This is a genomic window from Achromobacter sp. EB05, assembly GCF_044232075.1.
In the GTDB taxonomy this organism is placed as follows: domain Bacteria; phylum Pseudomonadota; class Gammaproteobacteria; order Burkholderiales; family Burkholderiaceae_B; genus Achromobacter; species Achromobacter dolens.
Genome location: NZ_CP155917.1, coordinates 3,169,555 through 3,195,756 on the forward strand (window position 1 = coordinate 3,169,555; position 26,202 = coordinate 3,195,756).

Consider the following 26,202-nt stretch of genomic DNA (forward strand, 5'->3'; position numbering starts at 1 on the left):
CCCGGGAGCCCGCCATGATCACCATGACCGCCGCCTTCCTGGGCGAGATCGACCGCCAGGCGCGCAGCCACTACGACGAGGGCGCGGGCCTGGCATTGCGCCCGCTCGATCCCGCCGGCGACGCCGCCCTGCTGCGCCAGTGGTTCGCGATGGACTACGCGCATTTCTGGTCGATGCAGACGTTCACCGAAGCGCAGGTGCGCGACTTCTACGAGGCCCTGGTCGACAGCGGCCATGCCGGCGCCTGGCTCGGCAGCCACGACGGCCGCCCCGCCTTCCTGGTGGAATGCTACGACCCCGCCCACGACCAGGTCGGCGAGCACTACCCGGTGCGCCCCGGCGACCTCGGCATGCACATCTTCATCGGCCCGCCGCGCGTGCGCATCCCGAATTTCAGCCGCAACGTGCTGGCCTTCGTGATGCGCTTCATGTTCGAACGCCTCCAGGCCCGGCGCGTGGTGGTGGAACCCGACAGCAACAACAGCAAGATCCATGCGCTCAACCTGGCCATGGGTTTTGTCTATGCCGGCCAGGCGCGTTTTCGCGAGAAGACCGCCAGCATCGCCTTCTGCACCCGGCAGCAGTTTGAACAGGCCCAACTCCAGGAGTCTTCCCTATGAGCACCCAGCCCCATCCCGCCCAGATCGCCAGCCACCTCGCGCCCGAGGTCTGGGACAAAGTGAACCGCCTGTTGGTGAAGAAGGCCATCTCGGAATATGCCCACGAATGGCTGCTGGAGCCCGAACGGCTCGGCCCCGCCGAGGCGCCCGGCTTTGACCGCTACCGCCTGGTCTTGGCCGACGGCCATGCCGAGTACCAGTTCGACGCGCAACTGATGGCCATGCGCCACTGGCGCATCCCGCCCGAATCCATCAGCAAGACCATGGCCGGCACGCCCGCGCCGCTGGACGCGCTGCAGTTCGTCATCGAGATCCGCGACAAGCTCGGCATGCCCGAGGACCGCCTGCCGATCTACCTGGACGAGATCACCAGCACGCTGCACGGCAGCGCCTACAAGCACACCCGCGCCGCGCCCTCGGCCGCCGAATTGGCGGTGGCCGATTACCAGACCATCGAGACCTCGATGATCGAAGGCCATCCCAGCTTCGTCGCCAACAACGGCCGCCTGGGTTTCGACGCCGAGGACTATCACGTCTACGCCCCGGAATGCGCCAGTCCGATCCGCGTGATGTGGCTGGCGGTGCACAAGGACAATGCCCACTTCGCCTGCCTGTCGACCATGGACTACGACAGCCTGCTGCGCGACGAACTGGGCGCGGATACCGTCGCCCGCCACACCCAGACCCTGCGCGACCAGGGACTGGACCCGGCCGATTACTACTTCATGCCCTCGCATCCGTGGCAGTGGTTCAACAAGCTGTCGCTGGCGTTCGCCCCCTACGTGGCCACGCGCAAGATCGTGTGCCTGGGCTATGGCGACGACGATTACCTGGCGCAGCAGTCGATCCGCACCTTCTACAACATCAGCCAGCCCGGCAAGCACTACGTCAAGACCTCGCTGTCGATCCTGAACATGGGCTTCATGCGCGGCCTGTCGCCGTACTACATGTCCGGCACGCCGGCCATCAACGAATACCTGCACGGGCTGATCTCGTCAGACCCGTGGCTGCGCCGCAACGGCTTCACCATCCTGCGCGAAGCGGCCTCGCTGGGATTCCGCAACTACTACTACGAAGCGGCCATCTCGGTCGACACGCCCTACAAGAAGATGTTCTCGGCGCTGTGGCGCGAGAATCCCACCGCGCTGATCGGCGCCAACCAGCGCCTGATGACCATGGCGGCGCTGCTGCACGTCGATCCGCAGGGCGGCGCCTTGCTGCCCGAGCTGATCCGCGCCTCGGGTCTGGACGCTGCCGCGTGGCTGGAGCGCTACGTCGATGCCTACCTCACGCCGCTGGTGCATTGCTTCTACGCCCATGACCTGGTGTTCATGCCGCACGGCGAGAACGTCATCCTGGTGGTCGAGGACCACGTGCCCGTGCGCGCCTTCATGAAGGACATCGCCGAGGAATCGTCGATCCTCAACCCGAACGCCGCCCTGCCCGAGAACGCCCGCCGCCTGGCCGCCGATGTGCCCGAGGAATACAAGCTGCTGACCATCTTCGTCGATGTGTTCGAGGGTTACTTCCGCCACCTGGCGCAAGTGCTGGCCGACCACGGCGTGATGGACGAGGACGCCTTCTGGAAACTGGTGGCCGGCCGCATCACCGCCTACCAGGAGGCCCATCCCGAGCGGCTGGAAAAGTATCGCCAGTACGATCTGTTCGCCCCCGAGATGATCCATTCGTGCCTGAACCGCCTGCAACTGGCCAACAACCTGCAGATGGTCAACCTGGCGGACCCCATCGGCAGCTTCCAGATGGCGCCCAACCTGGCCAATCCGATCGCCCGCTATCGCCCGCAATGGCTGGGCCAGGGCCAGGCCGACACCGTGCGAGCGCTTGCGTGAACCACGATCTGGACGACCTGCTGGCGCTGACCGGCCGCCTGGTGCCCGGGCTGTCGGGCCAGGTCGCGGCGGCGCCCGGGCCGGGCATCCGCCCGGGCGCCGACAACGCCCAGGCCATCGCGCGGTTGCGCGATGTCTGGGGGCAGCGCTATCCGGAAGCCGGGCCGCACTACCTGGCTTTGCGCTGCTGGGGGCTGCTGATCTGGCAGCCCGTCTACCTGAGCGTGATCGCCGCGCACCGCAGCGAGATCGTGCCGGACCTGTCGCGCATGACCCAGCCGGTGCCGGACGACGGCTTCATCATCGGCTACACCCTGGAGCGCCATGCCCCCTTGCGCGCCGGCCTGCGCGAACGCATGCAGGCCGCCGCCGCGCAACTGCGCAATATCTGCGCCACCTTCTACCGTGAATTGACCCAGGTGCTGCGGGTCAGCCCGCGCGCCGCCGAGTGCATGCAGGCCGATTGCGTGCTCTACGCGCTGCTGGCGGCGCGCCATGACGACGGCGACGCCGCCAATGCCTGGGCCCAGCGGCAGGCCGGCGCCTGGATGGACCTGCTCGGCGTCCCGGGACGCAGCGGCTACCTGACCTGGCGGCGCGCGGACCTGCCGGTCATCGCCGTGGACCGGCAGGTCTGCTGCCACTACTTCCGCAGGCGCGACAGCGACTACTGCAGCACCTGCCCAAAATTGGATCTTGCCGAACGCATGACCCGGATCGACGCCGAGAGCGCCGTGCCCGCCTGAGAGCGGCCGGGCCTTGCGGGATGGCACAAGGAGTCGGAAATGACGGACATTGGCCGCCTTGAGCATGTGCGCGAGGCGTTGAGCCCGCTGCACGTTCGGGCCTATTTCGACGAAGCCCTGTTCGCCCGCGAACAGGAACGGATATTCAAGCAATCGGCCCTGTACGTGGGCCACGAGAAAGGCGTGCCCGAGCCGGGCGACTGGCGCCGCCTGCCGCACGAGGACGGCGGCCGCGTGCTGGTGCGCAACGCCCAGGGCGTCGAGCTGGTCTCGAACGTCTGCCGCCACCGGCAGGCGCTGATCCTGGGCGGCGAGACCGGCGCGGTCACCGGCCCCGGCAACCCAGCCGGCAACCTGTCGGCCAGCGGCGGCAACATCGTCTGCCCGCTGCATCGCTGGACCTACGACAACCGCGGCCAGATCCTGGGCGCGCCGCAGTTCCCCAGCACGCCGTGCCTGAACCTGCCGCGCTTCCCCTTGAAGAACTGCCATGGCCTGCTGTTCGAAGGCCCGCGCGACCCGCGCGCCGACCTGGGCCACCTGTTCGAGCGCCCGGAATTCGATTTCTCCGACTACGTACTGGACCACGTCGAGGTGCACCAGTGCAACTACAACTGGAAGACCTTCATCGAGGTCTACCTGGAGGACTATCACGTCGGGCCGTTCCATCCCGGACTGGGGCGCTTCGTCACCTGCGACGACCTGAGCTGGGAATTCGGCCGCCGGCACAGCCTGCAGCGCGTGGGCGTGCACGATTCGCTGGAAAAGCCCGGCTCCGACGTCTACCGCGACTGGCACGACACGCTGATGCGCTATCGCGATGGCTCGGCGCCCGAGTTCGGCGCGATCTGGGTGACCTACTTCCCCACCCACATGATCGAGCTGTACCCGCACGTGCTGGTGCTTTCCACGCTGTACCCCAAGAGCCCGCAGGAAACCATCAACATCGCCGAGTTCTACTACCCGGAGGAGATCGCCCTGTTCGAACGCGAATTCGTCGAGGCGCAGCGCGCGGCCTACATGGAGACGGCGGTCGAGGATGACGAGATCGGCGAACGCATGGACGCCGGCCGGCTGGCGCTGCTGCGCCGCGGCACTTCCGAAAGCGGCCCCTACCAGTCGCCGATGGAGGACGGCATGCAGCATTTCCACGAGTGGTATCGCGACATCATGGGAGACGAGCTGGGCGATTGCGCGGCGCCTTGAGGCGGGTGGCGGGGGGGAAATGGGCATGGCGCCACAAAATGGTGCCAGATCGGTGAGAATAGCTGCAACAATGCGAACATATGTTATTCTCATTCTCACATCCAATGGCTTGTGAACGGCCATCTTAGGGGCTCATCCCGTAACGCGAGTGACGATCTTGAACCCATCACCCTCCCCCGCCCAATTCACCGTCGCCGACTTCAACCGCATGGGCAGCCAGAGCGGTTTCCACTACCGACTGCCGCAGTTGAGCGGCGCGCTGCGGGGCGATCCGGAAACCCTCTGCATCGCCGAAGGCCGGGTCGAGACCCACGCGATCCGCCCCGGCCTGACGCTGGTGCTGTCCGATGTGCGCGTGCACCAGCACTACGAAGCCACCTCGATGATGTCGCCACGTTTTTCGGCCATCGTCATGCTGCAGGGCAACGCCCAGACCCGCATCGATCGCCATGACGACGTCAGGCTGGCCGCGCACAGCGGCGTCAGCGCGCTGTACGGCGACACCGTTGCCATGACCGGCATCCACGCGCCCGGCCAGCGCCTGCGCAGCGTCAACCTGTCGCTGTCCGACCCGGATGGCGCGGGCGACGACCCGACCAGCGAGCTGATCTGGAAGGCGCTGCGTTCGCCCTCGCTGCGGCTGCGCCGCTGGCAGGTGCAGGGCCATCTGCTGCAGGCCATCGAACACCTGCTCGATTGCGGCTGGGACGGCCCGCTGCAGGCCATGCTGCGCGAAGGCGTGGCCACCCAGTTGCTGGCGCACGCCCTGGCCACGCTGGAACAGCGCGCGCCGGCCGACAGCGCCGTTTCCGAGCGCGATCGCCAGTTGCTGGAACGGGTGCGCGAACGCCTGTACAACGCGCCCGGCGAGGAACATACGCTGGACGACCTGGCGCGGCTGGCCTGCATGAGCCCCAGCACGCTGCGCGCCAAATTTCAGGCCACCTACCAGCGCTCGGTCTTCAGCTGGCTGCGCGAGCGCCGCCTGGAGGTGGCGCGCGAACAACTGGCCCAGGGATGCAGCGTGCAGCAGGCCGCGCACTTCGTCGGCTACCGCCACGCCACCAACTTCGCCACGGCGTTCCGCGAACGCTACGGCATCGCGCCCAGCGAACTGAACTGAGCGCCGGTTCGTGCACAGCTTACGGCGGCGCCCATTGCTCTCGCGGCGTTCTCCATTCCTGCAACCCGCCATGACGGGCGACCATGCGACAGCGCTTCCCAGCCCGGGAAGCCCCTGCCATGGATGCCGTCGTGTCACGCCGCGAACCCCTGCCTTCCTTTCCCGTCATGGTGTTGATGCTGGGCCTGCTGTCCTGTGTCGCCCCCGCCACCATCGACGCGTACCTGCCCGCATTCGGGGCGCTGGGCCGGGAATTCGCCGTTCCGCAGGAAACCGTACAACTGACGCTGGGCGTGTACATGGCGTGCTATGCCTCCATGCTGCTGCTGCATGGCACGCTGTCCGACTCGCTGGGACGGCGCCGCGTCGTGCTCACGGCGCTGGGGGTGTACGTCGCCGGCGCGCTGATGGCGGCGCTGGCGCCGAGCTTCGGCTGGCTGCTGGCCGGGCGCGCGGTGCAGGGCCTGTCGGCCGGCGCCGGCATCGTGGTCGGACAGGCCATCATCCGCGACTGCTACGACGGCGCGGTGGCGCGCCGCGCCATGTCCTACCTGATCCTGGTGTTCAACCTGTCGCCGGCGCTGGCCCCGATCCTGGGCGGCTACCTGGCCGCGCACCAGGGTTGGCGATCCGTGTTCCTGCTGCTGACCGCGCTGGCCGGCGCCGCCTGGCTGCTGTGCGCGCGGCGCCTGCCCGAAACGCTGCCGCCCGAGCGGCGCCAGCCGCTGGCCTGGCGCACGCTGGGCGGCAACTATGCGCGCGTGCTGGGCAACCGGCGCTATGCCGCGCTGGGCGCGGCGTTCAGCCTGCTGTTCGCCGCCCAGGGGTTCCTGATCGGGGCGGCGCCCGATTTCATCGTCAACGTCCTGGGTTTGCCGGAGACCGATTTCGCCTATCTGTTCGTGCCGCTGGTGGCCGGCGCCATGGCCGGCGCGCTGCTGGCGGCGCGCAAGGCGGGGCACTGGTCGGATGGGCGCATCACGCTGCTGGCCTATCTGCTGATGGGGGGCAGTTGCCTGGCCTATGTGCTGTACATGGCCGCCGCCGAGCCGCCGCGCCTGCCCTGGGCGGTGCTGCTGCCCGGCCTGTACACCTGCGGCCTGGCCATGGGCGTGCCGGCCATGACATTGCGCATCCTGGGGCATGTGCCGGACCTGTCGGGCACCGCCGCGTCCGTGCTGGGTTTCATGCAGATGCTGACATTCTCCGTGGCCAGCGGCTGGGGCGTGCCGCTGGTCTATGGCCAGCCGCTGCGGCTGGCGGCGGCCATGCTGGCCTGCGTGGCGGCCAGCGCCATCGGCTGGGCCTGGTTGCACCGCCGCGCCGCCCCCGTGGCCAAGACCGAGGCCGGCCTGGGCTAGCGTGCCGGCCCGCGGGTTTCGAGCGGGCATGTCCGCGCGGCGACGCACCGGGCCAACGGCATTCTCCATATGCATCGCGTCGTCCGGCATACATCAGCACAACGGTAAAAATCAATAATTCTCATTACCAAATTTTTCCGCTGGAGCTCGTCCTCATGCCGTTCGTACCGCCCCTGCCCGCCGCGCGTCCGCGCCGGGTGCGTCCCCTTGTCTACGCGATTCAGACGGCCCTGTTCTGCTCCGCCCTTACCCACCAGCAAGCCACCGCCCAGAGCGCCGCCAGCGCCGATAGCGGCGACGTGGCGCAACTGCCCGCCGTCACCGTCAGCGGCGCCGGCATCCCGGGCACCACCGAAGGCACCCACTCCTACACGACCGACGCCATGAACACGGCCACCGGCCTGACGCTGTCGCCGCGCGAGACGCCGCAGTCCGTCAGCGTGGTGACGCGCCAGCAGATCGAGGACCAGGGCCTGCGCGACACCGGCGCGATCCTGGCCAGCGCGCCGGGCATCTCGGTCTCGCGCAGCGACAGCAACCGCTTTGCGTTCTCGTCGCGCGGCTTCGATATCGACAACTTCCAGTTCGACGGCCTGAACTCGCCCATCCTCAGCCTGTGGAACTACGGCGCCACCGACATCGACTCGGCCATCTACGACCGCGTCGAGATCGTGCGCGGCGCCACCGGCCTGATGACCGGTTCAGGCAATCCGTCGGCCGCCGTCAACTTCATCCGCAAGAAGCCGCTGCGCGAGTTCGCCTTGTCCGGCAGCGCCAGCGCCGGCAGTTGGAACCAGGTCGGCGGCAACCTGGACCTGTCGGTGCCGGTCACCGAAGGCGGCCGCATCCGCTCGCGCTTCGTCGCCGCCTACGACCAGGGCGACAGCTACGTGACCTTCCTGGATTCGCGCAAGCGCACCTTCTACGGGGTCATCAGCGCCGACCTCACGCCGGACACGGTGCTGACCGCCGGCATCGAGTATTCCCGCAACCAGAGCAACGGTTTCGGCAGCGGCTTTCCGCTGTTCTACAGCGACGGCTCGCGCACCGACTTCAACCGCTCGGTGGCCAACAACACCCGCTGGGCCCGCATCGACACCGAGTCCACCACCACCTTCGTCGACCTGACGCATCGCTTCGCCAATGACTGGAAGGTGCGCGCGGCCTACAGCCACAACGATGGCGACTACCGCATGAAGCAGTTGTTCCGCGGCGGCTACCCCGACCGCGTCACCGGCGCCGGCATGACCAGCGCGTACAACAACTATGATGGCGACCGTTCGCGCGATGACATCCACCTCACGGTGTCCGGCCCGTTCCAGTTGTTCGGGCGCAAGCACGAACTGGCGCTGGGCTGGATGAGCGTCAACGACCACAGCAATATCGGCCAGTACCTGCAGACCGGCGCCAAGCCCGCGCTGGGCAGCTTCTTCGACTGGCGCCAGGATCACATCGCCGAACCCACCTGGGCCGCCAACAAGACGCCCGCGGACGACCTGCGCGTCAAGCAGACCGGCGCCTACGCGGTGGGCCGCTTCTCGCTGGCCGATCCGCTGCACCTGATCCTGGGCGGACGCTGGAGCAACTGGGAAACCAACCAGACCTACTTCGGCAGCAAGCGCCAGTACAAGATCAACGACCAGTTCACGCCCTACGCCGGCCTGCTGTACGACATCAACAGCACCTACACGGCCTACGCCAGCTATACGGAGATCTTCCAGCCGCAGAACGCCCGTTCGCCCAGCGGCTCGATCCTGCCGCCGATCGACGGCAAGAGCTACGAGGTCGGCCTGAAGGCGGCCTACCTGGACGGCTTGCTGAACGCCTCCGCATCGCTGTACCAGACCCGCCAGAACAACCTGGCACAGGCCATCCCGGGCGAGTCGGTCATCGGCATGCCCGGCACCCAGGCGTACCGTGCCGTCTCCGGCGCCAAGGTCGAAGGCTTCGAACTGGAGACCAGCGGCCAGCTCATGCCCGGCTGGAACCTCGGCGCCAGCTACACCCACTTCACCGCCAAGGACGCCGACGGCAAGCCGATCAACACCAGCCATCCGCGCAGCCTGTTCAAGGTCTACACCACCTACCGCCTGCCGGGCGATCTGCACCGCCTGACCGTGGGCGGCGGTGTCGACTGGCAAAGCCGCATCTACCGCTCCGCCGCCAGCCCGCGCGGCAATGTGGACGTGGAGCAAGGCAGCTACGCGCTGGTCAACCTGATGGCCCGCTTCGACTTCAGCAAGCAGGTCTCGGCCACCCTCAACCTGAACAACGTGTTCGACCGCAAGTACTACGACCAGATCGGCTTCTACAGCCAGGGCTGGTATGGCGCGCCGCGCAACGTCATGCTGACGCTGCGCGCGCAGTACTGAAGCGGCGGCTGACGACCCACCAAGGAGCTTCCCGGCACAATGCGTTTGCATCGATTCATCGCGGTGCCCTGGCGCCGCCGCGCCGCCCAGTGCGCGGCGGCGTTGGCCATGGCCTGCACCCTGTCGGCGTGCGACCGGCCCGCGCCGCCCGCAGCCACCGCGACGCCCACCACCGCTACGAACACGGCCGGTCCCGCGCCGCGCGACGGCGCCGATGCGCCGGCTGCCGGTTTTCCGGTGACGCTTGACAGCGCGCTTGGCAAGGCGGTCATCACGGCCCCGCCCCGGCGCGTCGTCACCCTGGGCCTGGGCGCCGACGACCTGGCGCTGGCGCTGGGCGTGGTGCCGGTGGGCGTGGGCCGCGCCGACTGGGGCGGCGACGCCGACCATTACTGGCCCTGGGTGCGCGCCGCCATCGAGGCCACCGGCCAGCCGCTGCCCGAGCGCATCACGGTGTACCCCGAACTGGATATCGAAAAGATCATCGCCTTGCGCCCGGACGTGGTGCTGGCGCCGTTCTCCGGCGTCACGCCCGAGGCCTACGCGCAACTGTCGCGGCTGGTGCCGGTGGTGGCCTATCCCGGCCAGGCGTTCCTGACGCCCGTCGACACGCAGATCGACCTGATCGCCACGGCGCTCGGCAGGCGCGAGGCCGCCGGGCCGCTCAAGGCGCGCATCCACGACGCGCTGGCGCAGGCCGCGCGCCGCTACCCCGAACTGGCCGGCAAGACCTTCGCCTATGTGCGCGCCGACCTGGGCTCGGGCAATTTCGCTGCCTACGTCGCCGGCGATCCGCGCGTCGATACGCTCACGGCCATGGGCCTGACCCTGGCGCCGTCGGTGCGCGGCCTGCGGGCCAGCGCCGGGCATTTCGCCCACTACCTGGGCTTCGAGCACGCCGATGCGCTCGGCGACGCCGACATCCTGGTGTCCTGGTTCTACACCCCGGAAGAGCGCGACCGCGCCGCGGCCCTGCCCCTGTATGCCTCGATTGCCGCGGTGCGGCGCGGCGCCTACGTGGCGCTGAGCGACCCGGCGCTTGTCATGGCCTCGTCATCCGGCACGCCGCTGGCGGTGGCCTGGATGCTCGACCGGCTGGCGCCGCAACTGGCGCAGGCCGCGCGTCATGCTCAGGCCGGCGGAGCCGCGCCCTGATGCCGCCGCGCCAGCCCCGCGCGGCGCGCGTCGATGGCACGCCCTCCCACAGCCCACGCCTGCGCGCGCCACTGCTGCTGGGCGCCTGTATGCTGTTGGCCGCCGCCGTGCTGGCAAGCCTGTGGCTCGGCTCGCGCGGCCTCTCGGCGGCCACGGTCTGGCGCGCGCTGCTGCAACCCGACGACAGCCACGCGGCGCTGGTAGTGGCCTCGCGCATTCCGCGCACCCTGCTGGCCGTGCTGACCGGCGCGGCCCTGGCGGTCGCTGGGGCGCTGATCCAGGCGCTGACCCGCAATCCGCTGGCCGAGCCGGGCCTGCTCGGGGTGAATGCCGGCGCGGCCGCGTCCATCGTGACCGCCGCCCTGGTCCTGGGCGGCCTGCCGGCGCATCCATTCTGGGCCGCGCTGCCCGGCTCGCTGGGCGCCGCGGCGGCGGTGTACCTGATCGGCGCCGGCGGCCGCGGGCTGCAACCGGTGCGGCTGATCCTGGCCGGCGCCGCCGTCAACGCGGTGCTGTTCGCCTATGTGCAGGCGGTGGCGCTGCTGCGCGACGACATTTTCGATGCCTACCGCTTCTGGGCCGTGGGATCGCTGGCGGGCCAATCGCTCGACGCGGCATGGCGCGCCGTGCCCTACATCGGTTTTGGCCTGCTGCTGGCCGCGGGCCTGGCGCGGCCGCTCAATCTGCTGGCGCTGGGCCACGCGCTGGCGCAGGCGCTGGGCCTGCGCGCCGGCCTGTATCGCGCGCTGGGCCTGCTGTGCGTGGCGGTGCTGGCCGCGGCCGCCACCGCCGCCGCCGGCCCCATCGCCTTCGTGGGCCTGGCCGTGCCGCATATCGCCCGCCGCCACGCGGGGCCGGACCTGCGCTGGCTGCTGGCGTACTGCGTGGTGCTGGGCCCGCTGCTGATGCTGGTGGCCGACATCCTGGCGCGGCTGCTGCGCGCGCCCGCGGAGCTGCTCACCGGCGTAGTGGTCGCCTTCATCGGCGCGCCCTTCCTGTTGGCGGCGTTGCGCAGCCGCGCGCGGAGCCCGGCATGACCCGCGCCGCGCCGGCCATGGCCGCTCGCCGCCGCCCGCTGCTGCGCATCGGGGCGTGGCTGGCCTGGCCTGTCGCGCCGCGCTCACTGGCCTGCGCCGCGCTGCTGCTGGCGATGGCCGGCGTCCTGTTCGTCACCGCTTTGCGCGCCGGCGACCCCGGCTTGTCCTGGGCCGCGCTGTGGCAGGCGCTGCGAGGCAGCGGCGGCGCCGTGGAGCAATGGCTGGTGCAAACGGTGCGCCTGCCGCGCGCCCTGTCGGCGCTGGGGGCGGGCGCCGCGCTGGGCCTGTCGGGCGCGCTGTTCCAGAGCCTGACGCGCAATCCGCTGGGCAGCCCCGACGTCATCGGCCTGACGGCTGGCGCCTCCGCCGGCGCCGTGGCGGTGGCCATGGTCTGGCCGGGCCTGATGCCGGTGGCCTGGGGCGCGGCGGCGGGCGCGCTGCTGGCCACGGCCGGCGTCTGGTTCGGCTCCGGCGCCGGCTTCGCCGCGCCGCAGCGCATGGTCATCGCCGGCATCGCCGTGGGTGCGATCGCCTTCGCCTTCGTGCAATACGGCCTGTCCAACCTGCGGCGAGAACAGGCCTATCTGGCGGCCACCTGGCTCAACGGCAGCCTGGCCGGCAGGACCTGGCACGACGTCGCCCTGATCGGATCGGCCTGCGCCGTGCTGCTGCCGCTGGCGCTGGCGCTGTGCGCCCGCCTGCGCTTGCTGGAGATGGGCGATGACCTGGCCCAGGCCCTGGGCGCGCCGCCGGCCCGCAGCCGCCTGGCGGCCACGCTGGTGGCGGTACTGGCCGCGGCCGCCGCGGTCGCGGTGGCCGGGCCGATCGCCTTCATCGCCCTGGCGGCGCCACAGATCGCCCGCCGCTGCGTGCCCGCGAGCGGCCCGCAACCGCTGCTGGCGGCCCTGACCGGCGCCGTGCTGCTGGCCGGCGCCGACCTGCTGACCCGCCTGGCTGGCCCCAACGGGCTGCCGGTCGGCGTCCTGACCGCCGGCATCGGCGGCGTCTATCTTGCTTTCCTGCTGGTACTCGAATGGCGCAAGACCTCCACGTGACCCCCCCTTCCCCCGGCGCGTCCGCGCTGCAACTGCGGCAAGTCCACCTGTCCTACGGCGACAGGCCCGTGCTGCGCGACCTGTCGCTCACGGTGGCCCCGGGCGCGTTCACGGCGGTGGTCGGCCCCAACGGCTGCGGCAAGTCCACGCTCCTGCGGGTGCTCGGCGGCGCGCTGGCGCCCAGCCAGGGCCAGGCGCTGCTGGACGGCGCGGACCTGGCCAGCCTGCGGCGCAAGGCGGTGGCGCGGCGCCTGGCCTATCTGCCGCAGAACCCGGTGGCCCCGGAAATGATCACGGTGCGCGATCTGGTGGCGCGCGGCCGTTATCCGCACCAGACCCTGTTGCGGCAGTGGTCGCCCGCCGACGCCCGGGCGGTCGACGCGGCGCTGGCCGATACCGACCTGGCGGACCTGGCCGATCATCCCGTGCACACGCTGTCCGGCGGCCAGCGCCAACGCGCCTGGCTGGCGCTGGTGCTGGCGCAGGACGCCGGCATCATGCTGCTGGACGAACCCACCACGTTCCTGGACATCCGCCACCAGATCGACCTGCTGGAGCTGTGCGCGCGACTGCACCGCGCCGGCCGCACGCTGGTGGTGGTGCTGCATGACCTGAACCTGGCGTTCCGCTATGCCGACCGGGTCGTCATGATGCGGTCCGGCCGCATCGCCGCGCAGGGCGAGGTGCGCCAGGTGGTCACGGAGGACGCCATGCGGCAGGTGTTCGATCTGGAATGCCGGGTGCTGCCGGATCCGGAGACCGGCAGCCCCATGGTCGTGCCCCGGCGCGGCGGCCAGGGCTGAGGCCGGCGCGCCGGCGGCGCCAAGACCGCGGCAAGCCGCCCGGCGCTGATACCGCCCTTACAGCATGTGCGCCAGGAACTCGCGGCTGCGCGGATGCTGGGGCGCGCGGAAGAAGTCGGCGGAAGGCGCCTCTTCGACGATGCGGCCCTCGTCCATGAAGATGACGCGGTGCGCCACTTCGCGGGCGAAGCCCATTTCGTGGGTCACCACCAGCATGGTCATGTGCTCGTCGGCCAGCTGGCGCATGGTGCGCAGCACTTCGCCGGTCAGCTCGGGGTCGAGCGCCGAGGTCGGCTCGTCGAACAGCATGATGTCGGGTTCCATCGCCAGCGCGCGGGCGATGGCCACGCGCTGCTTCTGGCCGCCGGACAGGCGCGTGGGATAGTTGTCGCGCTTGTTCAGCAGGCCGACCTTGCGCAGCAGTTCCTCGGCCTTGGGCACGATGGCGGCGCGCGGCATGCCCTTGACGATCATGGGCGCTTCGATGATGTTCTGCAGCACGGTCATGTGCGGGAACAGATTGAACGACTGGAACACCATGCCCATCTTGCGGCAGATGCGGCGCACGTCCCCGTCGCTGGCGTAGCGGCTCTGGCCGCCCGGCACCGCCGTGGCCAGGGCTTCGCCCTCGATCTCGATGGTGCCGTCGTCGATGGTCTCCAGGTGGTTCAGGCAGCGCAGGAAGGTGCTCTTGCCCGAGCCCGACGGCCCGATCACCGCCACCACCTCGCCCTTGCCCAGTTCCAGCGAGACCTGGTCCAGCACCCGGTTGGCGCCGAACGACTTGACGATGCCGCGCGCCGAGATCATGGCGCCGCGACCGCCGGCGGACGGATTACTGGTCGTATTTGGCATAGCGCTTTTCCATACGCTGGAAGAACCACGTCAACACCAGCGTCATGATGAGATAGAAGGCGGCCGCGACCAGGAACGGCGTGGTCGTGAAGTCGCGCTGCACGATGCCGCGCGCGGTGCGCAGAATGTCGTTGAGCGCCAGCACGTAGATCAGGGAGGTGTCCTTGACCAGCGTGATGGTCTCGTTGCTCATGGGCGGCAGCACCCGCTGCACCATCTGCGGCAGCACGATGCGGCGCAGCGTCTGCAGGTAGGTCATGCCCAGCACCTTGCTGCCCTCGTACTGGCCGCGGTCCACCGACTGGATGCCGGCGCGGAAGATCTCGGCGAAATAGGCCGCGTAGTTCAGCGCGAACGCCACCACCGCCGCCGGGAAGTCGGGCAGGCGCACCCCCACCACCGGCACGAACGGCAGCGCGAAGTAGATGAACAGCATCTGCAGCATCAGCGGCGTGCCGCGCATCAGCCAGATGTAGCCGTTGACCAGTTGGCTGACGAAGCCCCACTTGGAGATCCGCAGCAGCGCCAGCACCAGGCCCAGCGGCACGGCCAGCGCCAGCGTGATGAAGAACAGCGTCAAGGTCACTTTCGCGCCTTGCGCCAGGGGTCCCAGGAGGGAGAGTACGTAGTCCATGCGGATGGGTGGGCGCCTTGCCGGCGGGAGGAATCAGGAGCGGGATGGGCGGCGCGGGGAATCGCCGGACTGAAAAACGCCCGGACCGCGGCGCGGTCCGGGCGTTTCCCGGGAGCTTACTTGACGATGTTGGCGCCGAACCACTGGGTGGCGATGCGGCCGGCGGTGCCGTCCTGCTTCATCGAATCCAGGGTCTTGTCGAGCTTGGCCAGCAGCTCGGTGTCGTCCTTGCGCACGCCGACGCCGTAGTCTTCGGTGCCGAAGTTGTCGTCCAGCACGCGGTATTCACCGGCGCGCTTGCTGATCAGGTAGCGGCCCACGACTTCGTCGACCACGATGGCGTCCAGGCGGCCGGCGGCCAGGTCCATCAGCGCGGTGACGTTGTCGCCGAACTTCTTGACTTCCTTGATGCTGCCGGCGACCGGGTCCTTGGCGATGGCGTCGGTGGCGCTGCTGCCGTCCTGGGCGCCGACCACCTTGCCGGCCAGATCGGCCTTGGCCTTCACCGGCGAGGCGTTGCCGACGATGATGATCTGGTGGTTGGCCATGTAGGGGGCCGTGAAGCTGATGTTCTTCTTGCGCTCTTCGGTGATGGTCAGGCCGTTCCAGAGCACGTCCACGCGCTTGCCGTTCAGCTCGGCTTCCTTGGCGCTCCAGTCGATCGGCTTGAATTCGACTTCCAGGCCCAGGCGCTTGCTGGCTTCCTTGGCCATGTCGACGTCGAAACCGACGATCTGGTTGTTGGCGTCGCGGAAACCCATGGGCGGGAAGTTGTCGTCCAGGCCGACGACGACCTTGCGGGCGGCGGCCGGGGCCTGCGCGCTGGCGGCCGGCGCGTTGTCGGACGGGCCGCAGGCGGTCAGCATCGTGGTGGCGGACACGAGAAGAACAGCAGTCAGTTTTTTCATATTTATCGAGGGCGCGAGGCGCAGGAATGAAGAAGGCCGGAGGGCTCGACGAAAGCCGCGAGCCGGTTATTTTAGCGTCCCTGGAAATATGTGTTTCATCGTGGCCATATATAGGGCCAAGCGATAGCGCCGAGCAGGATCCCGTCCCGGAGGCCGGGCTGCCATGCCCCATCGGCGTCAGCACAGTTGGCGCCGCCCGCCGGAGCCCCGGTCTCCCCGGACAAGCCCGGTTGAAGCCTAGCCGGCCCGCGCCGCCATGCCCCCGCGCAGGCCGGCCGCGCAGTCGAGCGCGTCGTCCCACAACTGGCGGGTCAGCGCCTCGGCGTCGGTCTCGCGCGCCAGCGCCGCGGCCTCGCCCGACCACAGCAGCGAGAAATCCCCGCTGCCGGTCTTTTCCACCGCCGCCCGCAGCGGATCGACCGCCCCGGTCGCCAGCGGAAACGCCGGCGCCGCCGCGCTCATTGGTCCCTGTTCGCGCATGAAGCGCGTCAGCAGCCCGCGCGCCGGGCGGCCGGTATACAGATTGGTCAGGCGCGTGGCATCGTCGCGCGCGGCCAGCACCGCCTGGCGGTGGATGGCCGAACGGCCGGCCTGCGGCGTCAGCAGATAGGCGGTGCCCAGTTGCGCGGCCGCCGCGCCCAGCGCGAAGGCTGCGGCGATGCCACGCCCGTCGGCGATGCCGCCGGCCGCGATCACCGGCACGCCCACCGCGTCCACCACCTGCGGCAACAAGGCGTACAGGCCCGGCTGCGCGCCGATGTCATCGGTCAGGAACATGCCGCGATGGCCGCCCGCCTCCACGCCCTGGGCGATGATGGCGTCCACGCCCCGGGCGTCGAGCCAGCGCGCCTCCTCGACGGTGGTGGCGGACGACAGCACCATGGCGCCGGCGCGCCGCACCCGCTCCAGCAGCGCGTCGTCCGGCAGGCCGAAATGGAAGCTGACCACCGCCGGGCGCGATTCCTCGACCACCTGGCACATGGCTTCGTCGAATGGCGCGCGGCCCGGGCCGCTGCCGGCGGCCGACAGGTCCAGCCCGGCCTCGCGGTAGTACGGCGCCAGCGTCTCGCGCCAACGGACCTGGGCCGCCTCGTCGGGCGCCGGCGGGGTGTGGCTGAAGAAATTCAGGTTGAACGGCGCATCGGTCTGCGCGCGGATCGCGGCGATCTGCTCGCGCAATGCGTCCGGGCCGAGCGCCGCGCAGGCCAGCGAGCCGAGGGCGCCGGCGCGGCATGCGGCGATGGTCAGCGGGCTGAAAGAGCCGACCATCGGCGCTTGGATCAGGGGCAACAGCGAAGGCAGCGATTTCATCGAGGGCACACGACGGCGGGGAAGGATGCCCAAGCATATCGCAACGGCGTGCTAGCCTTGGGCCTTGTCCCTACTCGCATCACGCCATGGAATTTCGCAGCAACGGCCGCCCCGGCGTGGCCGCGCGCCGGGAGCGCGCCGCATGAGCCCCGCCCTCCGTCTCGGCCCCCTGGTGTTTCCGATCGAGCTCGCGCTGCTGGCGGCCGCCGTCGCCATCGGCCTGCTCGCCAGCCGCCTGCTGGCCGGCGCGCGCGCCGAGGACGCCAGCCGCGTCTTGTGGCGCTGCCTGCTGCTGGGCCTGCTGGTGGCGCGGCTGACCTTCGTCTGGCAATACCGCGATCACTTCCTGCAGGCCCCGCTCAGGATTCTCGACCTGCGCGACGGCGGCTGGGCCGGTTCCGCCGGACTGGCCGCGGCGCTGGCCTACGGCGCCTACGCCGTGCTGCGCCAACTCGCTCCACGCCGCGCCGTGTTGGTCGCGATGGCGCTGGGCACGGCGGTCTGGCTCGGCGGCGGCCGCCTGCTGGCGCCGCCGGCCCAGACGCAGCCGCAGTTGGCGGAACTGTCGCTGCAACACATGGACGGCGCCGCCGCCACGCTGGCCGCCTTTCACGGCAAGCCGATGGTCGTGAACCTGTGGGCCAGTTGGTGCCCGCCGTGCCGCCGCGAAATGCCGGCCTTCGAGCAGGCGCAGGCGGCCAACCCCGACATCCATTTCGTCTTTCTGAACCAGGGCGAAGCGGCGGCCACCGTCCGCCAATACCTGGATGAGCACGCGCCATCGCTTGCCAACGCCTTGCTCGATCCGGCCGGCGACGCCTCGCGCCAGATGAGCAACCGCGGCCTGCCGGCGACCCTGTTCCTCGATGCCCAGGGCCGGCTGATGGACGTGCGCGTCGGCGAACTGTCGAGCCCCGCGCTGGCGCAACGGCTGCAATCGATCCGCGCGGCCGACGCGCAGCGCTGATCGGCGCGCTCCCGCCAAGGCCGATTCCGGGCTGTCAGCCCTCGCCCGGCACCGCGTCGCCCTCGGACAACGCTTGCGCCCAGGGCAACGCCCCCCCTTGCGCCGTCCGTGTCAGCAGACGCAAGCGTTGCCCCACCCCTTGCGGCATATCCGCCAGGCGCACCACCAGCAGCGGCCCGCGCGGCAGCGCATTGACGGTAGCGAAGACGCCGTCGGCATCGCCGCCCTTGCCCGGCACCCGGGTCCACGCCAGCAGTTCAGCTTGCTCCACCGCCACCTCGAGCGCCCGCTCCTGTCCGCACGCCGGGCACCACAGCCGCGCCGGGTAGACCCGGTGCCCGCACTGTGCGCATTCCATCACGCTGAAACTCATGCATCCTCCCGGGCCAGCACCGCCGCGTTGGCGCACATGCCGTAGCGCAACTGCACCATGCCGTAGCCGGTCGCCACGCCGTGGCGCGCACCCGCCACCTGCCGCGCGCCGGCGCGGCCCAGCAATTGGCGCGCCACTTCCGCCAGCCCATGCATGCCGCCGGCCGTCCCGGCCTGTCCCGCCGACAACTGGCCGCCCGCCGTATTGACCGGCAACTCGCGCGTGGCGATGCGGCGCGCAATGAACCCCGGCAGGTCGTCCGCCGGCGCCAGGCCCAGGTCGCACAACTGCGCCACGGCCATGGCCGGGTAATCGTCGTACACGCCGACCACGTCCATGTCTTGCGGCCCGAGGCCAGCCTCGGCCCACAGCACGGGCGCGAACCCGGCGATACCGGTCACCAGCCCGTCGCCCTCCTGCTGGTCGGCGTTGTAGCGCGCGCCGCTGGCCCGCAGCGCGACGTGCACGCCTTGCGGCCGCGCCTGCAGCACCAGCGCGCAGGCGCCGCTGACCACCGGCACGCAATCGAGCCGGCCCAGCGGCTCGGCCACCATCGGCGCCTCCAGATACTGCGCCAGCGTCAGTGGCTGGCGATAGGCAGCGTTGGGATTGGCGCCGGCCCAGGCGCGCTGCGCCACGCACAGCGCGCCATAGTCCTCGCGCCGCAGGCCGGTCCGCGCCATCTGCCGCTGCGTCAGCATGGCGAACAGCGGGTTCGGTCCGGCGCAGCCCAGGGGGCTCAGGTAATCCTGCGCGCTGCGGTTGTAGCGCCCCACCAGCGCGGCAAAGTCGGCGCCGCTGAAATGGTCGCCCGCCACCAGCACGATGGTGCGCGCCTGCCCGGCCCGCAGCGCCAGCCAGGCGTGGCGCAGCAGGTTGATGGCGCTGGCGCCGCCCATCTCGTCCTGCATGCACCAGTCCAGCGTCAGCCCGAGCCGCCACGCCATGTCGATGGCGCGGTCGGGGCGCAGCGTGAACGAGGCCAACCCCAGGCCGTCGACGTCCGCCGGCCGCAACCCGGCGTCGTCCAGCGCCAGCCGCACCGACCGCGCGATCAGCGTGGCCGTGTCGCAGCCGGGCTCGGGATGGCGCAGCGCGGGCGTCTCGCCCACGCCGACGATGCCGGGACCGGCGCTCATGCCGATTCCTGGCGCGGCGGCTCGCGCGTCAGCAGCAAGGTGATGACCGTGATGGCCGCCATCCCCACCAGAAACCACGCCACCGGCGTGGCCGATTCATACTTGCGCAGCAGCGCCATGGCGATCAGCGGCGACAGGCCGCCAGCGAACACCGAGGCCAGCTCGTGGCCGAGCGCCAGGCCGGTGTAGCGCACCTCGGCCGGGAACAGCTCGGCGAAGTACGCCGGCTGGGTGCCGATCATGGCCGCGTGGCAGACCGTATTGCCCAGGAAGAACGCCAGGAAGATCCACACCGGCTCCTTGGTCTGCACCAGCCAGAAGAACGGAAACGCCGCCAGCATCAAGCCGGCCGAGCCGATCAGGTAGACGGCGCGCCGGCCGATGCGGTCCGACAGGTGGCCGAACCACACCAGCGTGCCCAGCTCGATGAACATGGACGCCAGCACCCCGCCCAGCATCACGTCATTGGGAATGCCCAGGAACTTGCCGTAGGCCAGCGCGAACGCCAGGAAGATGTACGAGCCGCCATTCTCCGCCACGCGCAGCCCCATGGCCGTGAACACCTGGCGCGGATAGCGGCGGAACACCTCCACCGCCGGCATGCCGCGCTTGGCGGTCTTCCTGGCCTGCACGAATTCATCGCTTTCCGGGATGTGCTTGCGGATGTACAGGCCGATGCCGAAGATCAGCACGCTCAGGAGGAACGGCAGGCGCCAGCCCCAGCTCATGAAGGCCTCCTGCGGCAGTTGCTGCGCCAGCATGAAGACGCCGGAAGACAACACAAAGCCGCCCGCCACGCCCAACTGGCTGAACGACGAAAAATAGCCGCGGCGCTTGCCGCCCACCGCCTCGCTGATGAGCAGCACGCCGCCGCCCCATTCGCCGCCGGCCGCCGCGCCTTGCAGCACGCGCAGCACCACCATCGCCACCGGCGCCCAGATGCCGATCTGCTCATAGGTGGGCAACAGCCCGATCAGGAAGGTGGCCGCGCCCATGATGCCCAGCGTCCATTCCAGCGCCAGCTTGCGGCCGTAGCGGTCGCCGATGTGGCCGAAGACCACGCCGCCCAGCGGCCGCGCCAGAAAGCCCACCGCAAAGCCGGCGAAGGCGCCCATGGTGCCCAGCAGCGGATCGGTGCCCTTGGGAAAGAACAGCTCGCCGAACACCAGCGCCGCCGCCGTGCCGTAGATGAAAAAGTCGTACCACTCCATCGCGTTGCCCGCGACGGACGCCATCACCACCCGCCGCGTGCGCTTCCTGCGGGCCTGCTCGTCGGCGCTCTGCGCCGCGCCCTGGTATGCCAACGTCATGGTCTTACCCCTTGTTTTATATATATGGACGGGATTCAGCGCGCCACGCGGTAGCCGGCGGCGTCGCGATCCCAGGTGTCGCCCGTCACGCCCTCATCGCGCAACCGGAACTTGCGGACCTTGCCGTTCTCGGTGCGCGGCAGGTCGTCGAGCATGCGCAGATAGCGCGGCACGGCGAAATACGGCATGCGCGGCTGGCAGAAATCCAGCAGCGCCTCAGGCGTGAGCGCGCAGCCCGGCTTGCAGACCAGCGCCGCCATGACCTCGTCCTCGGCCAGCTCCGAGCGCACGGCGTAGACCGCCGCCACCGCCACCGACGGATGCGCCAGCAGCACCTGCTCGACCTCGTACGACGAGATGTTCTCGCCGCGCCGGCGGATCGCGTCCTTCATGCGGTCCAGGAAGCGGAAGTAGCCGTCGGCGTCGCGCACCACGCGGTCGCCGGTGTGGAACCACAGGTTGCGCCAGGCCTCGACCGTCTTGTCGGCCATGCCGAAGTAGCCGGTGGCGATGGCGAACGGCGGCCGCGCCCGCAGCAGCAGTTCGCCGGCCTCGCCGTCCGGCAGCGGCGCGTCGTGCTCGTCCGCGACGATGGCGTCGAACTCGGGCGCGACCCGGCCCATCGCGCCCGGCCGCTGCTCGGCCAGCGTGCCGCCCAGCGCAAAGTTGGTTTCAGTGGAGCCGTAGCCTTCCAGCAGCGCGATGCCAGTGCGCTCGGTGAAGACGGCATGGAAGCGTTCGGGCACGCCCGGCGCCAGCGCGATGCGGGTGCGGTGGCCGCGTTCGGCCGCCGACGTTTCACGCGCCAGCAACATCGGCACCATCGCGCCCAGCAGATAGGTGACGGTGGCGCCCGTGGCCGCCAGCCGCTCGAAATAACGGCTGACCGAAAAGCGCTCGTCGCAGACGATCGAGGCGCCGGTCGCCAGCGCCTGGAAACAGGCGTTCAGCGCGTTGGTATGGAACAGCGGCAGGCTGGTGTAGAGCACGTCGTCGGCGCCGATCTCCAGGTTGCGGGCGGCGATGACGCCCCACCAATGGAATTGCGCGTGCGGGCAGCACACGCCCTTGGACAGACCCGAGGTGCCGGAGGTGTAGAGAATCGCCAGCGTATCGCCGGGGCCGAGGTCGGCCTCGGGCGCGAGCCCGTCCGGCAAGGCCGGCAGCGCGGCGGCGGGGGCCGGCAGGCCGGACGCAGCGGCGGCCGAGCCGTCCGCGCCATCGTCCAGCAGCCAGATCTGGCGCAGGGCCAGGCCGGCGGCGTCGAGGCCGGCCAGTGCCGGGCAGGATGCCGTGTCCGCCACCAGCAGCACGCAGCCGCTGTTGGCCAGGATGTGCTGCAACTGCATGCCGCGCGACGCGGTGTTGATCGGCACCACCACCGCGCCCAGCCAGCCGCAGCCCAGCACCAGCGACATGAACTCGATGCGGTTGCCGGCCATCAGGCCGACACGGTCGCCACGGCCCACGCCGGCCTGGGCCAGCAGCGCCGCCCAGCGGGCCGCGTGCTCGGGCGCCTCGGCGTAACGCAGCGCGCCGCCCGGCGCCTGGATCCACGGCCGCGTTCCCTGGCGTGCCGCCTGGTCGCGCAACAGCGACGGCAAAGTCAATGCATGCATGACGTGCTCTTCCCCTTGTTGTCGGCGGCCGCGTGGTCACTGCCGCGGCTCATGAAAATTAGTCTAGGAATCAACTATTTATGTGTCAAATTTATGGGTATTATTCATTGCATAAACCAGACTGATAACAAGGGCGAGCGTGGACTTCGACTTGAATCTCATGCGGGTTTTCCTGACGGTGCTGCATGAACGCAGCGTCACCCGCGCGGCCCAGCGGCTGCAATTGACGCAGCCCGCCGTGAGCTATGCCCTGGCCCGGTTGCGCGAGAAGTTCGACGATCCCCTGTTCGTGCGCACCCCTTCGGGCATGCGGCCCACGCCGGTGGCCTTCGCGCTGGCCGACCCGATCGAACGCGGCATGAATAGCTTTGCCGAGGCGGTCAGCCTGCGGCAGCATTTCGAACCTGCCAGCAGCACGCGGCGGTTCCGGCTGTCGATGTCGGATATCGGCGAGATGGTGTTCCTGCCCAGCCTGATGGAACGCGTGCACGCGCTGGCGCCGCGCCTGCAGGTGGAGGTGGTGGAGGTGGCGCTGGAACAACTGCCGCAGGCGCTCAAGGATGGCGACATCGACCTGGCCATCGGCAACCTGGCCGGCCTGGGCCGCCACACGCGCCACGCCGACCTGTTCAGCGAGCGCTATGCCTGCATGGGCCGGCGCGGCCACCCGGTGTTGTCGGCCGGGCTGACGCGGGGCCAGTTCAAGCGGCTCGACCACATTCTGGTGGCCTCGCGCGCCAGCGCCCACCGCCTGTTGGACGACGTGTTAGGCGAAGCCGGTCTGCACCGCCAGCCGTACCTGACGTTGCCGCATTTCTCGGCCGCCGCCGAGATCGTGCGACGCACCGACCTGACCGTCACCCTGCCATACCGCGCCGCGGTCTGGTTCAACCGCGACAACGCCTTCGAGATCCGGCCGCTGCCGCTGGCGTTGCCGCCGCTGAGCGTCACGGTGCACTGGCACCCGCGTTTCGAGAGCGACCCCGGCACGCGCTGGCTGCGCACGCTGGTGGTGGACACGCTGGCGGACCGCGATGCGGGCGGCTCGGCGGGCGCATCGATGTGATCGGATCTCGCAACAGGCTCGCGCAAGGAAGCGGGCAGCCACCGCCGGCCGACGTGTCCGCCTGGCGCCCGCCGTGTCAGCGCCGCGCCAGCGGCGGCAGTGCCAGGTGTCGCAGGTGCCACACCTGCGACAGCGTGCCGCCCCAGAACATGCCGTCGACCAGCCCGGACACGCCGCCAAATGCCGCCGAGAACACGGCGTCGGCGGCCAGTCCGTGGTTGCGCGCCAGCATCGTCATCAGCACGAACTTGGACGCGAAGGCCAGCGCCAGCAGGACCAGCGTGATCGGCGACCCCGGCCGCTCGATCATGCCTGTTTCCCGGTGATAGGTGGCGCGGCCGGCCCGCGCCCACAAGATCCAGCCGAGCACGCCGCCCACGGCCATGCCGGCCGCGAAAGCCTCGTAGGCGGTCCGCAGGTCCGTGACTTCCCCATGGATCGACACCAACACCCAGACCAGGAACAGCACCGGCAACAGGAAAGTGCGCGACACCGAGAGCTGACGCGGCCGCAGCGCGCGTATGCCGCGGTACAGCAGCAGCGCGAACAGGGCCCATACCCAGAGCGGCGTGCGGTGCAGGATTTCCAGGGTCATGCAAGCTTCAGGCGGCGGATTCCAGGCAGGGGATCCCAGGCAGGCGCGGCCGGAACGGCAGCGCCTGCCCAGTTGAGCAGAAATCGCCTGACAAACCGCTGGCGCTTCAGGCCTCGGCCAGGGCCAGCGCGTCCAGCATCAGATCCAGGTTCTGCACCGCCGCGCCCGACGCGCCCTTGCCGAGGTTGTCGAACACCGCGCTCAGCAGCACCTGGCCATGGTCAGCGTTGCCGTACACGGCCAGCCGCAGGTCGTTGGTGCCGTTGAGCGCCTGCGGGTCCAGGAACGTGTGCGCCGCCGCGTCCTGCGCCGCCACCACCTGCACGTGGCGGGCGCCAGCATAGTGGCCGGCCAGGCAGTCCTGCAAGCGCGCGGCGCTGACGCCAGCGGGCAGCAGCCGCAGTTGCAGCGGCACGGTCAGCACGATGCCCTGGCGGAACGCCCCGTACGACGGCACGAACACGGGCCGCTGTGTCAGGCCGGCGTGGCGCTCGATTTCCGGGGTGTGCTTATGCGCCAGGCCCAGTCCGTAGACCTGGAAGGCCAGCCCGCCGGTGGCGCCCGGCCCCTCATAGGCATCGACGCTGGCGCGGCCGCCGCCCGAATAGCCGGACACCGCGTACACGCTGAGCGGATAGTCGGCCGGCACCAGGCCGGCCTGCACCAGCGGGCGCAGCAGGGCGATGGCGCCCGTTGGGTAGCAGCCAGGATTGCTGACGCGCTTGGCCTGGGCGATGCGCTGCGCCTGCCCGGCTTCCATTTCCGGGAAGCCGTAGACCCAGCCCGCGGTGGTGCGGTGCGCCGAACTCGCGTCGATCACCCGCACCTCGGGATTGACGATGGACGCCACCGCCTGGCGCGCGGGCTCGTCGGGCAGGCACAGGATGGCGATGTCGCTGGCGTTGATGGCCTCGGCGCGCCGCCTCGGATCCTTGCGGTCGCCCTCGGCCAGCGTCAGCAGGCGCAGGTCGGTGCGGCCCCGCAGCCGTTCGTGGATCTGCAGACCGGTGGTGCCCTGGTCGCCGTCGATGAATACTAGGGGATGCGTCATGTGCGTGGCCTTGCGAAAGAGCCGGCATGGCGCCGGCGGATTGGGTCGGAAATGGATCCGGGTGTTCATGATTGCCGATCTCACGCCATACGAAAAGTCGAATATCATGACGACAAGATTCAGAATTCCTGAACGAAACCGCCATGCGTGAAATCAACCTGGACCGCCTGCGCACCCTGGTCGCCATCGCCGACCTCGGTTCTTTCGCCGACGCCGCCCGTGCGCTGCACCTGGCGCCGCCCACCGTCAGCCTGCACGTGGCCGACCTGGAGGCGCGCGTCGGCGCGACGCTGCTGACGCGCAAGCGCGGCCAGGTCCGCCCCACGCCCATCGGCGACACCCTGCTGGAGCGCGCGCGCCGCATCCTGGCCGAGGCCGACCAGGCGCTCGACGACGTGCAGCGCCAGGTGCAGGGCCTGGCCGGCCGGGTGCGGTTGGGGGCGTCGACCGGCGCCATCGCTCACCTGCTGCCGCAGGCGCTGGAAGCGCTTGGCCGCGAACACCCGGGCATCGATGTCCAGGTGGCCGTGCTGACCTCGCAGGAAACCCTGCAGCAACTGGGCGACGGCGCGCTCGACGTGGGCCTGGTGGCGTTGCCGCAGCCGCCGGTGCCGGGCCTGGTGCTGCGGCCCTGGCGGCGCGATCCCATCATGGCTTTCCTGCCCGCCGCCTGGAACCCGCCGGCGCGCGTCACGCCGGCCTGGCTTGGCGACCGGCCGCTGATCCTGAACGACGCCAGCACGCGCCTGTCGCGCCAGACCGGGGAATGGTTCGCCAGCGCCGGGCTGCAGCCGCGGCCGCGCATCCAACTGAACTACAACGATGCCATCAAGAGCCTGGTGGCGGCCGGCTACGGCGCCACGCTGCTGCCGCACGAAGCCACCGCGCCTCAGGCCGACCCGCGCATCGCCATGCGGCCGCTGCGCCCGGCGCTGTGGCGGCCGCTGGGCATCGCCCATCGCGACGGGCAGGTCGAACGCGCCACCCAGCACGTGCTCGACGCCCTCTGGCAATTGCGCGCGGCCGACGACCGCGCCTAGCCTGGC

At 70.1% G+C, this 26,202-nt stretch carries 24 protein-coding genes; 14 read left to right on the top strand and 10 right to left on the bottom strand.

Annotation, left to right across the window (positions count from 1 at the left end; genetic code table 11):
• Positions 1-14: 14 nt before the first annotated feature.
• The 11 genes from AAID08_RS14525 to AAID08_RS14575 all read left to right on the top strand — a co-directional run bounded on the left by AAID08_RS14525 (position 15) and on the right by AAID08_RS14575 (position 13,328).
• Positions 15-620: a GNAT family N-acetyltransferase gene (locus tag AAID08_RS14525; RefSeq protein ID WP_054447540.1), complete on the top strand. Its 606-nt coding sequence runs from the start codon at positions 15-17 to the stop codon at positions 618-620.
• Complete coding sequence (locus AAID08_RS14530) at positions 617-2,470, top strand: IucA/IucC family siderophore biosynthesis protein (RefSeq protein WP_054504184.1); 1,854 nt, start codon at positions 617-619, stop codon at positions 2,468-2,470. Before AAID08_RS14525 ends, AAID08_RS14530 begins: the two co-directional genes overlap by 4 nt.
• Positions 2,425-3,216 (top strand): siderophore ferric iron reductase, encoded by a 792-nt coding sequence (locus AAID08_RS14535; protein ID WP_064525237.1) that lies wholly within the window; start codon positions 2,425-2,427, stop codon positions 3,214-3,216. Before AAID08_RS14530 ends, AAID08_RS14535 begins: the two co-directional genes overlap by 46 nt.
• Positions 3,217-3,255: 39 nt before the next feature.
• Positions 3,256-4,422, top strand: coding sequence for an aromatic ring-hydroxylating dioxygenase subunit alpha (locus tag AAID08_RS14540; protein ID WP_054416988.1), 1,167 nt, complete (start codon positions 3,256-3,258; stop codon positions 4,420-4,422).
• Positions 4,423-4,630: 208 nt separating this feature from the next.
• A complete protein-coding gene (locus AAID08_RS14545; protein ID WP_254607722.1) occupies positions 4,631-5,545 on the top strand; it encodes a helix-turn-helix transcriptional regulator in 915 nt (304 codons plus the stop codon).
• A 131-nt stretch (positions 5,546-5,676) separates the two neighbouring features.
• The gene (locus tag AAID08_RS14550) at positions 5,677-6,906 is read left to right on the top strand and encodes a multidrug effflux MFS transporter (protein WP_054504313.1); all 1,230 of its coding nucleotides are present in this window, start codon (positions 5,677-5,679) and stop codon (positions 6,904-6,906) included.
• Positions 6,907-7,061: 155 nt separating this feature from the next.
• The gene (locus AAID08_RS14555) at positions 7,062-9,278 is read left to right on the top strand and encodes a TonB-dependent siderophore receptor (protein WP_155755521.1); all 2,217 of its coding nucleotides are present in this window, start codon (positions 7,062-7,064) and stop codon (positions 9,276-9,278) included.
• Between the two features lie 39 nt (positions 9,279-9,317).
• On the top strand, positions 9,318-10,433 hold the full coding sequence (locus tag AAID08_RS14560; RefSeq protein WP_254607719.1) for an ABC transporter substrate-binding protein: 1,116 nt from the start codon (positions 9,318-9,320) through the stop codon (positions 10,431-10,433).
• The gene (locus AAID08_RS14565) at positions 10,433-11,470 is read left to right on the top strand and encodes an iron ABC transporter permease (RefSeq protein WP_064525243.1); all 1,038 of its coding nucleotides are present in this window, start codon (positions 10,433-10,435) and stop codon (positions 11,468-11,470) included. The genes AAID08_RS14560 and AAID08_RS14565 overlap by 1 nt, the downstream gene beginning before the upstream one ends.
• On the top strand, positions 11,467-12,525 hold the full coding sequence (locus tag AAID08_RS14570; RefSeq protein ID WP_064525247.1) for an iron chelate uptake ABC transporter family permease subunit: 1,059 nt from the start codon (positions 11,467-11,469) through the stop codon (positions 12,523-12,525). Before AAID08_RS14565 ends, AAID08_RS14570 begins: the two co-directional genes overlap by 4 nt.
• Positions 12,504-13,328, top strand: coding sequence for an ABC transporter ATP-binding protein (locus AAID08_RS14575; protein WP_144657429.1), 825 nt, complete (start codon positions 12,504-12,506; stop codon positions 13,326-13,328). The genes AAID08_RS14570 and AAID08_RS14575 overlap by 22 nt, the downstream gene beginning before the upstream one ends.
• A gap of 57 nt (positions 13,329-13,385) precedes the next feature.
• Here the strand turns inward: AAID08_RS14575 and AAID08_RS14580 are convergent, their stop codons facing one another.
• The 4 genes from AAID08_RS14580 to AAID08_RS14595 all read right to left on the bottom strand — a co-directional run bounded on the left by AAID08_RS14580 (position 13,386) and on the right by AAID08_RS14595 (position 17,036).
• Positions 13,386-14,138, bottom strand: a complete 753-nt coding sequence (locus AAID08_RS14580; protein WP_026383076.1) for an amino acid ABC transporter ATP-binding protein — start codon at positions 14,136-14,138, stop codon at positions 13,386-13,388.
• A 25-nt stretch (positions 14,139-14,163) separates the two neighbouring features.
• Entirely contained in the window at positions 14,164-14,817 is a 654-nt protein-coding gene (locus AAID08_RS14585; protein WP_006384524.1) for an amino acid ABC transporter permease, read from the bottom strand.
• Positions 14,818-14,933: 116 nt separating this feature from the next.
• On the bottom strand, positions 14,934-15,725 hold the full coding sequence (locus tag AAID08_RS14590; protein ID WP_049073911.1) for an amino acid ABC transporter substrate-binding protein: 792 nt from the start codon (positions 15,723-15,725) through the stop codon (positions 14,934-14,936).
• A 237-nt stretch (positions 15,726-15,962) separates the two neighbouring features.
• Positions 15,963-17,036: a nitronate monooxygenase family protein gene (locus AAID08_RS14595; protein WP_054504191.1), complete on the bottom strand. Its 1,074-nt coding sequence runs from the start codon at positions 17,034-17,036 to the stop codon at positions 15,963-15,965.
• Positions 17,037-17,178: 142 nt separating this feature from the next.
• On the opposite strand from AAID08_RS14595, the gene AAID08_RS14600 reads away from it, so the two are divergent.
• A complete protein-coding gene (locus AAID08_RS14600) occupies positions 17,179-18,003 on the top strand; it encodes a TlpA disulfide reductase family protein (protein ID WP_064525255.1) in 825 nt (274 codons plus the stop codon).
• A gap of 34 nt (positions 18,004-18,037) precedes the next feature.
• On the opposite strand, the gene AAID08_RS14605 is transcribed toward AAID08_RS14600, so the two are convergent.
• The 4 genes from AAID08_RS14605 to AAID08_RS14620 are packed head-to-tail and all read right to left on the bottom strand — an operon-like array spanning position 18,038 to position 22,444.
• Complete coding sequence (locus AAID08_RS14605) at positions 18,038-18,376, bottom strand: zinc ribbon domain-containing protein (RefSeq protein WP_144657435.1); 339 nt, start codon at positions 18,374-18,376, stop codon at positions 18,038-18,040.
• Positions 18,373-19,515, bottom strand: coding sequence for a thiolase family protein (locus AAID08_RS14610; protein ID WP_395756512.1), 1,143 nt, complete (start codon positions 19,513-19,515; stop codon positions 18,373-18,375). Before AAID08_RS14610 ends, AAID08_RS14605 begins: the two co-directional genes overlap by 4 nt.
• The gene (locus AAID08_RS14615) at positions 19,512-20,825 is read right to left on the bottom strand and encodes an MFS transporter (protein WP_054504195.1); all 1,314 of its coding nucleotides are present in this window, start codon (positions 20,823-20,825) and stop codon (positions 19,512-19,514) included. The genes AAID08_RS14610 and AAID08_RS14615 overlap by 4 nt, the downstream gene beginning before the upstream one ends.
• A 35-nt stretch (positions 20,826-20,860) precedes the next feature.
• Entirely contained in the window at positions 20,861-22,444 is a 1,584-nt protein-coding gene (locus AAID08_RS14620; RefSeq protein WP_054504196.1) for an ATP-dependent acyl-CoA ligase, read from the bottom strand.
• Positions 22,445-22,583: 139 nt separating this feature from the next.
• On the opposite strand from AAID08_RS14620, the gene AAID08_RS14625 reads away from it, so the two are divergent.
• Positions 22,584-23,510, top strand: a complete 927-nt coding sequence (locus AAID08_RS14625; protein ID WP_240317223.1) for a LysR family transcriptional regulator — start codon at positions 22,584-22,586, stop codon at positions 23,508-23,510.
• A gap of 76 nt (positions 23,511-23,586) precedes the next feature.
• Here AAID08_RS14625 and AAID08_RS14630 read toward each other — a convergent pair whose 3' ends face one another.
• Both AAID08_RS14630 and argC read right to left on the bottom strand, forming a co-directional pair.
• Complete coding sequence (locus AAID08_RS14630) at positions 23,587-24,105, bottom strand: DUF6622 family protein (RefSeq protein WP_395756513.1); 519 nt, start codon at positions 24,103-24,105, stop codon at positions 23,587-23,589.
• A gap of 106 nt (positions 24,106-24,211) precedes the next feature.
• Positions 24,212-25,156 carry an N-acetyl-gamma-glutamyl-phosphate reductase gene (gene argC / locus AAID08_RS14635; RefSeq protein ID WP_395756514.1) on the bottom strand — a complete coding sequence of 315 codons (945 nt, stop codon included), beginning with the start codon at positions 25,154-25,156 and terminating at the stop codon, positions 24,212-24,214.
• 143 nt (positions 25,157-25,299) lie between these two features.
• On the opposite strand from argC, the gene AAID08_RS14640 reads away from it, so the two are divergent.
• Positions 25,300-26,196 carry a LysR family transcriptional regulator gene (locus tag AAID08_RS14640; RefSeq protein WP_054504200.1) on the top strand — a complete coding sequence of 299 codons (897 nt, stop codon included), beginning with the start codon at positions 25,300-25,302 and terminating at the stop codon, positions 26,194-26,196.
• Positions 26,197-26,202: the final 6 nt, after the last annotated feature.